Annotated in this window: 16 protein-coding genes; 6 read left to right on the top strand and 10 right to left on the bottom strand. The window is 71.0% G+C overall.

Going from position 1 to position 14,252, the window contains the following annotated elements; translation table 11 throughout:
• Positions 1-7 precede the first annotated feature (7 nt).
• Positions 8-1,387: an MATE family efflux transporter gene (locus tag C4K88_RS13045; protein ID WP_104122053.1), complete on the bottom strand. Its 1,380-nt coding sequence runs from the start codon at positions 1,385-1,387 to the stop codon at positions 8-10.
• A 76-nt stretch (positions 1,388-1,463) separates the two neighbouring features.
• Here C4K88_RS13045 and C4K88_RS13040 point away from each other — a divergent pair, with 76 nt between their 5' ends.
• Both C4K88_RS13040 and C4K88_RS13035 read left to right on the top strand, forming a co-directional pair.
• Positions 1,464-1,820 carry a hypothetical protein gene (locus C4K88_RS13040; protein ID WP_104122052.1) on the top strand — a complete coding sequence of 119 codons (357 nt, stop codon included), beginning with the start codon at positions 1,464-1,466 and terminating at the stop codon, positions 1,818-1,820.
• A gap of 129 nt (positions 1,821-1,949) precedes the next feature.
• Positions 1,950-3,008 carry a S1C family serine protease gene (locus tag C4K88_RS13035; RefSeq protein WP_104122051.1) on the top strand — a complete coding sequence of 353 codons (1,059 nt, stop codon included), beginning with the start codon at positions 1,950-1,952 and terminating at the stop codon, positions 3,006-3,008.
• A 24-nt stretch (positions 3,009-3,032) separates the two neighbouring features.
• Here C4K88_RS13035 and C4K88_RS17425 read toward each other — a convergent pair whose 3' ends face one another.
• Positions 3,033-3,206, bottom strand: a complete 174-nt coding sequence (locus C4K88_RS17425) for a hypothetical protein (RefSeq protein ID WP_167399048.1) — start codon at positions 3,204-3,206, stop codon at positions 3,033-3,035.
• A gap of 104 nt (positions 3,207-3,310) precedes the next feature.
• Positions 3,311-4,045: a GAF and ANTAR domain-containing protein gene (locus tag C4K88_RS13030; protein WP_241521918.1), complete on the bottom strand. Its 735-nt coding sequence runs from the start codon at positions 4,043-4,045 to the stop codon at positions 3,311-3,313.
• Positions 4,046-4,270: 225 nt separating this feature from the next.
• Between C4K88_RS13030 and C4K88_RS13025 the strand changes: the two genes are divergently transcribed.
• Positions 4,271-5,104: a putative protein N(5)-glutamine methyltransferase gene (locus C4K88_RS13025; RefSeq protein ID WP_104122049.1), complete on the top strand. Its 834-nt coding sequence runs from the start codon at positions 4,271-4,273 to the stop codon at positions 5,102-5,104.
• Here the strand turns inward: C4K88_RS13025 and C4K88_RS13020 are convergent.
• From C4K88_RS13020 to C4K88_RS13005, 4 genes are all read right to left on the bottom strand, one after another.
• Complete coding sequence (locus C4K88_RS13020; RefSeq protein ID WP_104122048.1) at positions 5,072-5,479, bottom strand: hypothetical protein; 408 nt, start codon at positions 5,477-5,479, stop codon at positions 5,072-5,074. The genes C4K88_RS13025 and C4K88_RS13020 overlap by 33 nt on opposite strands.
• A 223-nt stretch (positions 5,480-5,702) precedes the next feature.
• Positions 5,703-6,050, bottom strand: coding sequence for an iron chaperone (locus C4K88_RS13015; RefSeq protein WP_104122047.1), 348 nt, complete (start codon positions 6,048-6,050; stop codon positions 5,703-5,705).
• A gap of 52 nt (positions 6,051-6,102) precedes the next feature.
• Entirely contained in the window at positions 6,103-6,981 is an 879-nt protein-coding gene (locus C4K88_RS13010; protein WP_104122046.1) for a DUF4031 domain-containing protein, read from the bottom strand.
• A gap of 41 nt (positions 6,982-7,022) precedes the next feature.
• Positions 7,023-7,574 carry a dihydrofolate reductase family protein gene (locus tag C4K88_RS13005; protein ID WP_104122045.1) on the bottom strand — a complete coding sequence of 184 codons (552 nt, stop codon included), beginning with the start codon at positions 7,572-7,574 and terminating at the stop codon, positions 7,023-7,025.
• A gap of 134 nt (positions 7,575-7,708) precedes the next feature.
• Here C4K88_RS13005 and C4K88_RS13000 point away from each other — a divergent pair, with 134 nt between their 5' ends.
• On the top strand, positions 7,709-8,737 hold the full coding sequence (locus C4K88_RS13000) for a sigma-70 family RNA polymerase sigma factor (protein ID WP_104122044.1): 1,029 nt from the start codon (positions 7,709-7,711) through the stop codon (positions 8,735-8,737).
• A gap of 19 nt (positions 8,738-8,756) precedes the next feature.
• Here the strand turns inward: C4K88_RS13000 and C4K88_RS12995 are convergent, their stop codons facing one another.
• The 3 genes from C4K88_RS12995 to C4K88_RS12985 form a co-directional block, all read right to left on the bottom strand.
• Positions 8,757-9,884: an AI-2E family transporter gene (locus C4K88_RS12995; protein ID WP_104122043.1), complete on the bottom strand. Its 1,128-nt coding sequence runs from the start codon at positions 9,882-9,884 to the stop codon at positions 8,757-8,759.
• A gap of 25 nt (positions 9,885-9,909) precedes the next feature.
• Positions 9,910-10,329, bottom strand: coding sequence for an SHOCT domain-containing protein (locus tag C4K88_RS12990; protein WP_167399047.1), 420 nt, complete (start codon positions 10,327-10,329; stop codon positions 9,910-9,912).
• A 99-nt stretch (positions 10,330-10,428) separates the two neighbouring features.
• A complete protein-coding gene (locus tag C4K88_RS12985; RefSeq protein WP_104122041.1) occupies positions 10,429-13,047 on the bottom strand; it encodes a LuxR C-terminal-related transcriptional regulator in 2,619 nt (872 codons plus the stop codon).
• Between the two features lie 269 nt (positions 13,048-13,316).
• Here C4K88_RS12985 and C4K88_RS12980 point away from each other — a divergent pair, with 269 nt between their 5' ends.
• On the top strand, positions 13,317-13,745 hold the full coding sequence (locus tag C4K88_RS12980; RefSeq protein ID WP_146065688.1) for a DUF6325 family protein: 429 nt from the start codon (positions 13,317-13,319) through the stop codon (positions 13,743-13,745).
• A gap of 163 nt (positions 13,746-13,908) precedes the next feature.
• Complete coding sequence (locus C4K88_RS12975; protein WP_104122039.1) at positions 13,909-14,244, top strand: histone-like nucleoid-structuring protein Lsr2; 336 nt, start codon at positions 13,909-13,911, stop codon at positions 14,242-14,244.
• Positions 14,245-14,252: the final 8 nt, after the last annotated feature.

Below are 14,252 nucleotides of genomic sequence, written 5' to 3'. Positions count from 1 at the left end.
TCCACCCTCACGGCGGTCCGGGCAGCCGGGCGTCCCGCGGCACCGCGCTGCGCGTCGCCCCTGTCACCATCCAGCGGTCATCCCTGACCCGCCACCCCAGCGTCGCAGCGCGTGCCAGCATGTACCCGCCGAACGCGAGCCACAACCAGACGATGCCGGCACCCCCCGTCAGGTCCGCCAGACCGACGAGGCCGAGCAGCGGCAGGTACACGATCAGGTTCACGACGCCGGCGATCGCCAGGTAGCGTGCGTCGCCGGCGCCGATCAGGACACCGTCGAGCACGAAGACGAGGCCGCAGGCCGGCTGGAACGCGGCCAGTACCCACAGTCCGGCCGCGAAGGCCGCCTGGACCGCCGGGTCGGACGTGAAGATCCACCCGGCGAACGGCGCGACGACGGCCAGAAGGCAGCCGGTGACACCACCGAACGCCACACCCCACACGATCATGCGTCGCGTGAGCGCCGCCGCGAGCGGCCGGTTCCCGGCCCCGAGCTCCTTGCCGATCAGGGCCTGCGCGGCGATCGCGAGGGCGTCGAGGGCGAAGGCGAGGAAGGTGAAGACCGTCATGACGAGCTGGTGCGACGCGAGACCGAGAGGCCCCTGCGCCGTCGCGACGAAGACGGTTACGAGGATCGCCACGCGGAGCGACAGCGTACGCAGCATGAGCCAGGAGCCGACGCCGGCGGTGCGCCGGATGCCGCGCAGGGACGGCACCAGGGGCACCCGCTGCCCGCGGGACGCACGGATGATCATGACGAGGTAGACGGCCGCCATACCCCACTGGGCGAGGCTCGTCCCCAGCGCCGACCCGGCCACGGACATCCCGGCGCCGTAGACGAGCAGGTAGTTAAGCACGATGTTGACGCCGAACCCCGCGCCCGCGACGATCAGCGGCGTGCGCGTGTCCTGCAACCCGCGTAGCACGCCGGTCGCCGCGAGCACCACCAGCATGGCCGTCAGCCCCGGCATCGACCAGCGGAGATAGTCGACGGCGAAGGCGTGCACCGCCCCCTCGGCGCCCATGAGCGACGCCAGCCGCGGAGCGGTGGCCCAGCCGAGAACGGACAGGAGGACCCCGAGGACGACGGCGAGGCCCACGCCGTCGCGCCCCGCCGCGAGCGCCTCGGGCAGGCGTCCGGCACCGAGCAGGCGGGCGACCGCGGGCGTGGTGGAGTAGGCGAGGAAGACCATGAGCCCGACGGCGGTCTGCAGCACCGTGGACGCGAGCCCCACGCCGGCGAGCTCCTCGACGCCGAGGTGTCCCACCATCGCCGAGTCGGCGAGCAGGAACAGTGGCTCCGCGATCAGGGCGCCCAGTGCTGGGACGGCGAGCCTGAGGATACTGCGGCTGAGCCGGCGATTACTGGGCAGGGAGGAACGCACCAGTCCAGCGTAGGGCTGTCAGTGCCAGGGCCTAAGCTGGAGGGAGCCCGCCCCGACCGCTAGGACACCCTGGGAAACCATGAAACTCGGCGTCAAGCAGTACCTGACAGGCCTCGCCCTACTGTTCGTCAGCACCCTCTTCGTTCCGCAGGCGGTCTCGGACTTCGCCCGGGCCGACTCGACGGGCACGCCGGCGCCCGCGGAGGCGCCGATCCTCCTGGCCATCGGGTTCCTGATCATCCTCACTGCCGCAGCCGTGATCGGCTGGGGGTACTGGCTCAGCCACCGCGCGGGCGCACCCCGCAGCCCGCACCCCGAGGACGATCCCGACGAGCCGCTGCTGCGCCCGGGTTACGGCCCGGCCCCTTCGGACCGCCCGGACTGGCGTGAGAATCCGCTCCGCCGACGCGACCAGGACACCGACCGGCGCTCCTGACGCCACCATCCTCCCTGCCGCGGCGGGGTCCTTTCGGCCCTTGTCACGGGCTGCTGCCCTTCATAGCGTTCCAGACAGCGACCGCGCGGAAGCCTGCCGGCCTCCGCCGACAGTGGAGAGGACCCGCTCATGCCCCGGACCTGCACGTTCCTGCCCGCCCTGGTATGCGCCGTCCTGCTGGGCGTGACCGGCTGCACGGCCACCGGCGGAGATGACGCCGACGCCCCGGCGCAGGTGCAGGGCGGCACCGACTCCGGCGGCGGTACGACAGGCTCAGGGACCGGGCAGGACCTCGGCATCCCCGAGATCGTCGAGGCCGTGCAGCCCTCGGTGGTGACCATCTTCACCGGGGAAGGTCTCGGCAGCGGTGTCATCTACACCGAGGACGGGCTCATCCTCACCAACGAGCACGTGATCCGCGGCAACGAGGACGTCGAAGTGGCCTTCGCCGACGGCCAGCGCGTGTCCGGGACGGTCGAAGCCGCCGACACCGTGACCGACCTCGCCCTGGTCCAGGCAGAACGGACCGACCTCCCGGCCGCGACGTTCCGGTCCGATCTGCCGCGCATCGGTGACCTCACCGTCGTCATCGGGTCCCCGCTCGGCTTCGAGAACACCGCGACGTCGGGGATCGTCTCCGGACTGCACCGGGAGATCCCAGGCTCGGCGGCCACGAGCCAGTCCCTGGTGGATCTCATCCAGACGGACGCGGCCATCAGCCCCGGCAACTCCGGCGGCGCCGTCGTGAACGGGCAGGGCGAGATCATGGGGATCAGTGAGGCCTACATCCCGCCCTCGCAGGGCGCCGTCGCGCTCGGTTTCGCGATCCCCGCCGCCATCGCCACGGAAGTGGCGGAGGAACTCCGGGCGGACGGCACCGCGGACCACGCGTTCATGGGACTGGTGCCCGGCCCCATCACGCCCGAGATCGCCGCGCAGCTGGATCTCGGGGACACCCGCGGCGCGGTGGTCCTGTCCGTATCGCAGGGCGGGCCCGCCGACGACGCCGGCATCCGACCGGGCGACATCATCACGAAGATCGGGGACCAGGAGATCGCCACGGCCGAGGACCTCCTCTCCGCGCTGCGCCAGTACGATCCGGGGCAGACGGTTCCCGTCGAGATCCAGCGCGGCGCAGATACGCAGTCGGTGGACGTGACGCTCGCTGATCGTCCACCGGAGCCCTGACGGGCCCATCCGGGACAGCGCGGCTCAGAACAGGTTCCAGGCCTTCCAGCCCGGAAAGACCTCGTGCTGCATCTCCTGCGCGTCGCGGCCGATCAGGGCCAGCGTCGCGATCTCGCAGCCGAAGCGCTCCGCCGCACGCCGGGTGATCGCATCGAACCGCTCCTCGGCTGGCGTGTCGAGGAGGCCCAGCTGCTCCAACGAGTCGAGGCGCCCGCGTTCTGCCGCCTCCGCGTCGAGGAAGACGGAACCGGCGGTGCCCAGGGGGCGGAGGAAGTCCGGGGTGCCGCCGTCGGCCGCACTGGCTACTGGAAGTGCGACTTCACCGGCCCCTGGCCCAGGGACTGCAGCACGGACGCGGCGACGTCGCGCAGCTTGATGTTCCTGGCGCTGGATGCGGCCTTGAGGATGGACATGGCGGCATCCTGGGAGCACCGGTTCTGGCCCATGATCACGCCCACGGCGAGGTCGATGGTGGTGCGGCTCTGCATGGCGGCACGCATGTCGGCGCTGGACTCGGTCAGCTCCGCGATGCGCACCGCGAGGCGGAGCGACGCCGAGACCTCCTCGGCGAAGGCGCGTGCGTCAGCGATGGAATCCTCGGTGAAGGCGTCCACGAGTGGTGAGTAGAAGTTGAGGGCCGCCTTCGTCTCGCCCTCGAGCGGGATGGGCACGCCCAGTGCGGACCTGATCCCCTGGCCGGCGATCGCCCGGCTGTACTCGGGGAACCGTTCCTCGACGTCGAAGTCGCAGACGTACTGGACGGAGCCCTCGCGCGCGGCACGGAGGCATGGACCGTCGTCGTATGCGTACTGGACCTCGTCCAGTTTCTGGGCTTCCGGACCGTTACTGGCGACCGTGGTCTTGGTCCGCGCCCTCAGGAGCGTGACACCGCACAGCACCTCGTCGTCGGCCGACAGGCTCCGGCCGGCGACGGTGACGAGCTTCGTCAGGAATTCCTCGACGTCGCGGCTGTCGAGGACCATGTCCTGCAGCAGGCCCGGAACTCCTGGACCATTGTCATTCTGGTAACCACCCAACAGGCAACCCTTTGCATCAACCCCTGCCGGTGGCGTGTGCTGCCGGTCATGGGGAAGGTGAGGAGCCGCCTGCTGCTAAACGACCAAGAGAATAGTACCCGCAGAAAACCGGTCCGGGCACCGTGCCCGGAGTCCCCTCCGTACGTGGGGATGCCTGTACCGACAGGGACCCCGACCGCCGCTATCCTCGTGGTGGCCAGGTCGCCTCCCCTGAAGGGCCCTCCCATGCACCAGCCGAACGGGCGCGCCGCGCCCTCCCGCCCGGACGAGCGGGAGATCGCGGCGCGACTCCGGGCTGCGGGCTGCGTCTTCGCGGAGGACGAGGCACGCCTGCTGGCAACCAGCGGGGCCTCCGACGAGGCTCTGGCGGTCATGCTCGCCAGGCGCGTGGCCGGGCATCCCCTCGAGCATGTTCTGGGTTGGGTGGACTTCTGCGGGCTGAGGCTGGACGTGGCCCCCGGTGTCTTCATCCCACGGCAGCGCTCCGCCCTGCTCGTGCGCTGCGCGGCGGAGCTGACCCCGACGGGCGCCACGGTCCTCGATCTATGCTGCGGCTGCGGCGCGCTCGGCGCTGCCCTCGCCGCCGTCGTCGAGGACCTCCGCCTGCATGCTTCGGACATCTCGGGCACCGCGGTCGAGCTCGCGCGGCACAACCTGACCCCCTGGCGGGCCGCATGCTACGAGGGGGATCTCTTCGACCCTGTACCCCGGGCGCTCAGGGGCAGCTTCGACACGATCCTGTGCAACACGCCCTACGTCCCCACCCGTCGCCTGCCGTCACTGCCCCGCGAGGCACGGGTGCACGAGCCGCGGGCGAGCCTCGACGGCGGGCCGGACGGGCTGGACGTGCAGCGGCGCGTGGCAGGCGAGGCCCGGGAGTGGCTGGCGCCCGGCGGCCATCTCCTGTTCGAGGTGGCGCAGGATCAGGAACGTCGGAGTGCCCGGCTGCTCGAGGACGCGGGCCTGCGGACCCGGGTGTGCCGCCTCGAGGAGATCGACGCCACCGTGGTGGTGGGGCGGGCGCCGTCAGCGGTCCCGACGGAGGGGCGGCACGGGTGATAGCCCCTGGGGCCGGCGCCCGGAGGATGAGGCCGGACGCCCCGGGGTGGCGATCCGCCGTCCCCACCGGCCGCGCCGGGACACCCTGCACGACGGGTAGGCCAGGGCGCCGCGCGCCGTCGCGTCCTCGTCGACGGCGCTGTAAGGCGCGCGGCAGCAGGCACTGTGGCCCGCCGCCTCCTCATCGTCGAGCAGCTCGTTCACCGCCTGGGTGAGCGCATTGCGGTCGCCGCGCGGCAGGAACATCAGCCCGTGCAGGTAGGCGTCGACCTCGAGGTGACCGATGGCGCCGCCCAGGTTCTGGAAATGGTCCCAGACGGCCGGCAGGGTGAGCCCGGCGTGTCTCATGGCGGTATGGGTGTGCAGACCTTGCATCAGCGGATTCCTTCGGGTGGCCCGGACGGGGCGAGAAGCCCGTCGATGGCCATCCCCGGGACGGCGACGCGACAAGGCTTCCCGGCAGCCGGCTTCCTGACTGCCTGGACAGGTGCCGACGCACGCCGGCTGTCCTCGATCCATCCATCGTGGCATCGGCCCGGACGCCGGGACAGCTGTACTCCTCCGTCTGGGCGGGGTTGCGCTCCGGATCGGCACCCTGTTATGTGCCCTCGATCTCCCGGCTCCGCAGGCGGACGATCTCACGGACCAGCTCCTCCGGGAGCGGGTGGTCGGCCGTGAAGCGGATGGTCCCCCGCGACCGGGAGAAGCCCTCGAGCCGCGGCGCCACGGCCTCGATCACGGTCGACGAGAACGGGTACAGCGAGAGGTGCCGGGCGGTGGCGCCCACGGCGAGCAGGGGTTTCCCGGCGAGGACGAGGGCCGGCATGCCGTAGCTCACGCCGTCGACGGCGTCCGGACGGGCGTCCCGGGCCGTTGCGACCACGGCGCGCAGGCACCTCTGGTCCGGTTCCCCTACCACGGCGAGTGCGTCCTCCACTGATCCCATGCGGTGAGCATAGGGACCTCGGTGGAGCCCGGGCAGGGCCGATGGACCGGTGTCACAGCGACCCGAGCTCCTGCGCCAGGTTCCCGCGCGCCCGTTCCGTCCACTCCACCTGTGCCCTCGCCGTCCGGTACAGCGGGTCGAGCGCCAGGAGGCGCTGCAGTACGGCGCGCCGCCCGTCGGCGAATGCTTCGGGCGGAAGATGGCGGTACTCGGCGCGGATCGCGGCGGCGTAGCGGGCGTAGTCCTCCGGCGCGCCGGCGAGGACCGCGAGGTCGGCGTCGCACAGGAGGTGGCCGGCGCGGTCCTCCGGCGCCGGGTCGTGCGTCGCGGTCAGGAGGACCAGTCGCTCGACGTCCCGGACCGCGGCGTCGGGCATGGTGCCCTCGAGGCGCTGCACGGCGAGCGACGCCGATGCGCGCTCGTCCTCGCCCGCCCTCCCCTGGTACACGGCGTCGTGGAACCAGGCCGCCAGGAGCACAGGGCGCCGCAGGGGGTCGTCGGCGGGCTCCAGCAGCACGTCCAGCGCCTCGAGGACCGCCAGCAGATGGGCGGGCGTGTGGTACGCGCGGTGCGCCTCGGCCCAGCGGTCGAGCAGCTCCCCGCCGAGACCCGGCGCCCCCGGCAGCAGCGCCTCCCAGCGGGCCAGCAGCGCGGCGCGGAGCTTCGGCGGGCGCCGTCGGGCCGGGATCCGGAGGCCGCTGGCGATCAGGGCGCGCACCAGGTCCGCCCCGGCGACCTCCTGTGCCCCCCGTGCCACGAGGTCGCGGTACCGCCGTTCCGGGACGTCGTAGTGGTCTTCGTCGAAGGCCCGGCGCGGGATGCCCGCGGCGGCGGCGAAGGCATGGAGTTCCTCGAGGGAGGAGGTCGAGACCAGATGGGAGAACACGGTTCCGTGCGCGGGCCACGTCGGCGGATCGATCAGGACGGCCATGACCAGCAGTCTAGGCGCGTCAGCACGCCGCCGAGGAGCAGCTAGTCCGTGCGGAGGCCGTAGGAGGCCAGGACGTTGCCCTTGCTGGTGACGCTCGTCTCCTGCAGCTGCAGCCTGGTGACGGGATCCGAGGGCTCGAACAGGCGGCGGCCCGCCCCGGCGACCACCGGGTGGATCATCAGCATCAGCGAGTCGAGCAGCCCGGCGAACAGGAGCTGCCGGACCAGGGAGATGCTGGCGCAGACCGCGATGTCCCCGCCGTCGGTCTCCTTCAGATCGGCGACGAACTCCTCGAGGGGCGCCGGCATGAGGGAGGCGTTGGTCCATTCCAGCGCGCCGCCGAGGGTGCGCGACGCCACGAACTTCTGCACCGGTGTGATGAAGCTGCCGAACGGGTCGTCCGCCGCGGCCTGCGGCCAGTAGCCGGCCCACTCCTGGTAGCCCCGCCGGCCCAGCAGCACCGTGTCCACCCTCTCGATCATCGCGCCCATGCCGGCGCCGAGCTCCGGGTCGAAGCTGTCGAACTGCCACAGATGCGGGGATTCGACGACGCCGTCCACGGAGGAGAAGAGACCTGCTGTGAGTCTGCGCATGAAGTGCTCCTGATCGGGGGTCGTGGTGGTGTGTCCACACAGTAGACGGTGCGGCAGGCCCGGTCTCATCGATCGGACGAGGAATTCCCGGCGGTACCCTCCCGTTCGCCGAACAGCGTGGCTAGGCTCGGGGCATGCAGCAGCCTCCTCCTCCTCCGGTACAGGACACGGTGCAGGACGCAGCGCCCGGAGCGGTGCCGTTCGAGCAGCTCATGGAAGCGTCGCGGCGCGAGCTGACCGGCTACTGCTACCGGATGCTCGGGGCGGCGTCGGAGGCCGAGGACGCGGTGCAGGAGACGATGCTCAAGGCCTGGTCCAGGAAGGACACCTTCGGGGGCCGGTCCACCCTGCGTACGTGGCTCTTCCGGATCGCCCACAACGTCTGCGTCGACATGCTCCGCAGCCCGCAGCGCCGCGCCCGCCCCATGGACCTCGGCCCGTCCACACCCACCGCCGACGCCGTCCTGGGCGCGCCCCTCACCGAGCGCGTGTTCGTGCAGCCGATCCCCGACGAACGGGTGATCGACACCTCCGGTGATCCCGCCGTCGTCGCCGAGGTCCGCGACACCGTGCGCCTGGCCTTCGTGGCGGCCCTGCAGCACCTTCCACCGCTCCAGCGCAGCGTCCTGATCCTGTGCGAGGTGCTGCGGTGGTCCGCGGCCGAGGTCGCGGCACTGCTGGACGTCACCCCGGCGTCCGTCAACAGTGCCCTGCAGCGGGCACGCCGGACGATGGCCGACCAGGAGCCCGCACAGCGCATGCCCCTGGAGGACCCGGCCCACAAGCTCCTGCTCGCCCGGTACCTGCGGGCCTTCGAGGCCTACGACATGGACCTGCTCGTCTCCCTGCTGCGGGAGGACGTGGTCCTCTCCATGCCGCCGTTCGACCTGTGGCTCCGCGGGCCCGCGGACGTCCGGGCCTGGTTCGTCGGTGAGGGCAGCGTCTGCGAGGGCGACCGCCTGATCCCCCTCGCCGTGAACGGTGCCGCCGGGTTCGCCAACTACCACCTGGTGGAGCCCGGCCTGTGGGAGCCGTGGGCCATCCAGGTCATCGAGACCGACGGCGAGCGCATCATCGGACACCACAACTTCCTCTTCCCGGAGATGTTCGAGGCCTTCGGCCTGCCGACGGTCATCGACGAGCGGCAGGCCCCGGAGGACTAGACCCGCACGGGATCGTGGCCTACTGGATCCGACGGAGCGGGACGACCAGGTTGTCGACGAGCAGTCTGCACGCCGCGGCGGTCGGGATGGCGACGAGCGCCCCCGGCAGACCCAGCAGTGCCCCGCCTGCCGTCGCGGCGATCAGCACCCAGGCCCCAGGCACCTGCACGGCCTTGGTCATCACGCGGGGAGTCAGAATGTATGCCTCGATCTGCATGTAGATGAGCATGGCGATCAGGACGATGATGGCTGCGGTCAGCGAGTCCAGCAACGCCGCGAGGGTCATGACGATGGTCGTCAGGATGGTCCCGATGAGGGGGATCAGGGTGATGAAGAAGGCCGCGATCGAGATGAGCGCGGCGAACGGGACCCCGGTGAGGGTGAGGAGGATCAGGCTGTACGTCGCGTTGAGGAGCGCCAGGACCACCATCCCGCTCAGGTACTTCCCGACCGAGTCGGCGATCCTCTCGGTGAGGTACACCGAGGTCCTGCGCCGGGACGCCGGGAGGAGGGCGTAGAAGCCGTGCTTGATGCGCGGCAGCCCGGCCAGGAAGTAGAGCGTGAGGATGGCGATGAAGATCATCGACGCGACGACGTTCGCGGCTCCCACGCCGGCCCCGACCACGCCGTTGGCGATGGTGGTCAAGGAAGCCGGGGTGACGAGCGACTGCCCCGCCGATTGCAGGGCTCCGGTCAGCGCCCCGCCGGTCCGGCCGTCGATCCGCTGGAACCACTCGTCCTCCGTAAGGCCGCGGATCGCCTCCGGCAGCGCCTGGGCGAAGGCGGCCAGCTGCGTGACGACGAACGGGACGAGGACGGCGACCAGACCTGCGGCGAGGAGGGCGACGGCAACCCCGATCACGGCCACTGCGCTGTTCTTGCGTAGCCCGGCGCGGCGGAGGCGATGCACCAGCGGATTGAGGCCGAGTGCGAGGAACAGCGCGGCGCAGACGGACAGTACGACCGAGCGCAGGGAGAACAGGACGAAGGCCAGGAGGATCGCCGTGAGGACCCCGCCCGTGACCCGGAACCCGATGCCGAAGAGAGTCGGTGTCCGCACCCGAGGGGGCTCCGGCGTCGACGGCTTCGGCGTCGACGGCTCCGCAGGACCGGCCGGGACGTGAGCCGGGCCGCCGTCGGGCTCCATAGGGCCTCCTCCGCCGGCCGGGTGGTCAGCCGGCCGGCGGGTGCGCCGCGGGATCGGTGGGACGCGGGCCGGGTGCCTGCTCGAGCGCGTGCCGTTTGAGACGCTCGTACTCCTCCTGGGTGATGGCGCCCTGGCGCAGCAGATCGTGTGCGGAGGCGACCTGCGCCGTCGGATCGTGGGAGACCGGGACAGTTGCGGCGCCGGGATCGGGACGGGTCCCTCGGGCGTTCCGCAGGACCATCGTCTGGCCGTGGGCGAAGAGGTAGGCGAGCGCGGCGAGGAAGGGGAGGAGTACCAGCAGGACCACCCAGATGGCCCGCGACCAGCTGGAGAGTGACTCGTTCCTGAAGATGTCGACGAGGACGATGAACAGGAAGGCCAGATAGGCGGCGAACAGGGCAGCACCGAACACCACCCACACGACTTCCCAGAAGTTGATGTCCACGCCACGTCCTGTTCTCGACTGTCCCAGCATGGTACGGGGCCTCACCCTTCCAGGGCGGGCCTCCTGGCAGGCTCATCCTTGGGGGGTGAGTCTGCTGCGCTAGCGTGCCCCTGCACTCCTCAGGACGCGCAGCGGCGCAGGCGTGGGTGCGAGGAGCCCGAGCTTGTCGGCCGCCGCGATGGCTTCGCGTCGTGTCCCGACCCCCAGCTTGCGGTAGATGCCGCGCAGGTGGGTCTTGACCGTGTTCGTGGAGATCTGGAGATCCAGCGCCAGCTCGTCGACGGTCGCGAAGGTCGGCAGGAGGGCCACGAGTTCGATCTCCCGCGGGGTGAGTGGCGGACCGGCGATCTCCTGGACCGGCCGGCGCCGCTGGTTCACGAGCAGGTCCACCTCCCGGGCGAAACGCGGGTAGTGATGCCGGTCCCGTTCCAAGGCACTCCTGACGGTCTCACCGGCGAACCTGATCCCGCGCACGGATCCGCGCGCGGAGGCCAGGGCGAGGGCACGCTCCAGTGCTTCCCTTGCCTTGAACGGCCGGTTCTCGAGCAGCTCGAGACGCGCGAGCATCGCCAGGGCTGTCGTCATGCCGACCTTGCTCTGGCTCTTCACGTACTCGGAGGCCACCGGGGTCAGCAGTTGCCGTGCGCGGTTCAGCTGTCCGGCCAGCAGGTGCTCCCAGGCCGAGATGACCTGCAGCTCCCCGCTGATGCCCTGGTACCTGCGCAGGTCCACCTTCAGCATCGTCAGGTCCTCCACCCGGCGCAGGGACAGCATCATCTCGGCGACCTGCAGCGAACACACGGCGACGTCCTGCGGCTGTGCGCCGTGCGCGAGGTCGAAACGGATCCGCTCCAGCAGCCCCTCGGCCACCTCGACCGGTTTCGCCGAGGAGGGGAAGGACAACATGAGCCGGAGCTTGGACGCGGAGTGCGCCACGCTCGGCGGGGTGGACGTCGCCCTGAAGACGAAGGCGTTGTGGAACCGGGCGCCGTCGTCGTCGAGCTGGTGGTAGGCGCCCCACGCGAGGACGAGGTGGGCGGGACGCAGTCGCGGACTGTAGCGCAGCCCCTGCAGCTCGCCCTCCCGGATGGCGGTCCAGGCGTCGCGGGCAGCGGGAGTGAAATCCTCCATGGCCGTGGCAAGTGCGGCACGGGTGATGTGGGCGTCGATCCGGGCGCCCGGATTGTCCCGTTCGTCGGCGGTGGCAACACAGCCCCGTGCGGCGTCGGCGGCCTCGTTCAGGCGCGTGGTGGCGATCAGCGCCGCAGAGAGGGCGTTCGACACGAAGAGCCCCACGTCGGGTGGCAGGGCCTCCACGGACACTCCCCGGAGATGCTCGAGAGCTTCCTCCGGGCGCCCCCGGCCGAGCATGAGGTGCGCCTCGAGCGCGGTGCGCAGCGCACTGAACGGCGCATCGAGGCTGCCCTGCTGATCCATCTGGTCGGCGCGTTCGAGCTTGCGCCGGGCACGCCCCGGCTCGCCCATGGCGAAGGACAGGAGGCTGTCGAGCAACCCGAGCTCCACCGACTCGACCGAGCCCAGATCGCGCAGGACCGCGTCGAGGGCGGCGAGGTCGTTGCTCCACAGCAGGTGCAGGCCCGAGACGGCGGCGACGTCACGCAGCAACCCGCCGTCGCCGGCCCGACCGGCATGGGCGAGCGCCTCGGCATGCCGCGCCTGACGGAGGCGGCGGCGCGCCATGCGGGCATGCACGAGGGGGCGGTCGATCGCGGTAGCACCCGACCCTCCGTCCAGGAGCCACCGGGACAGCAGGCGGTGCAGCCGGAAGGACCCGGGGGCGTGGGCGGGGACGACGAGGCCGGACGCCCGGACGGCGGCGTCGAACACCCGCGGGGCGTCCGTGCTGGCAAGCGCCGTGCAGAGGTCGTCCACCGTGAAGGGTTCGATCAGCGCCATGACGGCGAGTGCGCTGCGGACCTCCTCGGAGAAGGACGGGAAGAGCTGCCCGCACAGCCGGTCGAGGTAGGCCGTGGAGTGCGTGACCGCGGCCGCCGGGGCCTTGCCGTCCCCCATCGCCTGGGCGAGGACGACGGCGGCGGGCCAACCCTCCGTCGCATCGAGAAGCAGGTCCACGTCCGGGCACGCGGACGCGAACAATCGTGCGACCTCTCGCCGCCGCAGCATCAGTTCCTCCTGCCCCACCCGCCCGAGGGCGCCGTCGAGGTCCAGGCGGTAGAACGAGGGCAGCTCCGGCAGCTGACGGCCGCAGAAGACCACGGTGAAGCCCTGCGGTGCTCGCTGGACCGCGTAGTCGACTTCGAGGAGCAGCCCGGTGTCACGCAGGTACTCACAGTTGTCGAGGACCAGCACGGAGTTCACGGTTCCCCCGCCCGCATGGTCCAGGAGGGCATCGAGCCAGCCGATCCGCGCGGCCGGTGCGGCCGGCGGGGGTGAGGTCCAACGGCCCGGTGTCCCGTCGGAGGGTTCGAGCGCCTCGGTCACGAGACCCCAGAAGCGCGCTGGGACGTCGTCGGAGGGATCGAGGGACACCCACGCGACGTGGTCCCCGGAACCCACACGCTTCCGTGCCCACTGGACGGCGAGCGTCGTCTTCCCCGAGCCTGCAGCAGCACCGATGGTGACAGCGCCGCACCCGGCCTCCCTGAACGCGTCCAGGCGCGCGATCAGTCGGGGCCTGTCCAGCTCGTGCGCACCGATCCCGGGAACGGTCGTCTTCGCCCTGATGATGCTGTTCATACCTGACCACCTGTCCGGCGTCGTACTCCTGCCGCGCACTCACCCGTACGGGCGGGTGAAGCATCGTCGACCGGAGGGCGCCCACCTCCAAGGGTTCACCCCCGACCCGATTCCGGCCTGAGTCAAAAGTCCCGCGTCGCTGGGCCAATCACCCCGGGCGGGTGGCGATCTGCCGCCCGCCCGGACGGACGATTACACCATCGGTGGCAGCACGGAATGCAGGACAGGGTGCAGCGACGAACAGGATCCGGCCGGGCGGGAGGGAAGTCATGAGGGTTGGCCCCGTGGACGTCCTGGTCTTCTCCACGCCGACCCTGGACGGCTCCTCGTGGATGGTGGAGGCGCTGCGGGACGTCCTGGACAGCGGCGCCGTGGCGCTGATCGACATCGTGCTGATCGCCCGCGCGATCGACGGCACCGTGTCCTTCGCCGACGCCGACGACGGCCTGCCGACACCCCTGCAGGACCTGCTGGCCCACCCCTCGCCGATGACCCTGCTCAGCGACCGGGACGTCGCCTTCGCCTCCGCCTCCGTCCCGGACGGGGAGGTCGGCCTCCTGCTCGTCCTGGAGCACCGGTGGGCGCGCCGACTGACCGAGCGGATCCAGGACGAGGGGGGCGCCACCCGGCTCCACCAGCGCGTGCCCCACGATGCGGTGGTCCGCGCGTTCAACGCCGACGGCGCGGCAGCCACCTGACCCGCCCGTCGAATAACACATCGACGCCCGGACGCATCATTCCCATTCCTGCATTCACCCCCAATGGGGAATGTGCGGCTTTCTTCCGTTCGAACTGCTCCTCGCGATAGAGTCGACACAATGGGGCTAATGATCTGGACGTCGGACGACACAGGAGAAAATGATGGCCCAGCGTGTACAGGTGCAATTGGTCGATGACCTCAGCGGCGATGAAGCACAGGAGACCGTGCGCTTCGCCCTCGACGGCACCGATTACGAGATAGATCTCACGGCCCAGAATGCGGAATCCCTGCGCAACGCTTTGTCCGCCTATGTGGACAAGGGACGCAAGGCCGCCTCCGGCAAGCCGCAGTCCTCCGGCCAGAAGGCGGCATCGTCCCGCTCGAAGCGGGAGGACACGCAGCAGATCCGTAAATGGGCCCAGGAGAACGGATACAACCCCAGTTCGCGGGGGCGGATCACGCAGTCGATCATCGACGCCTACAACGAAAGCCGCTGAGGCGGCCC

Source organism: Arthrobacter pityocampae, assembly GCF_002927275.1.
Taxonomy (GTDB): domain Bacteria; phylum Actinomycetota; class Actinomycetes; order Actinomycetales; family Micrococcaceae; genus Arthrobacter_D; species Arthrobacter_D pityocampae.
The sequence above is the reverse complement of the archived record's forward strand: the minus strand, read 5'-3'. Positions and strand labels throughout refer to the sequence as shown.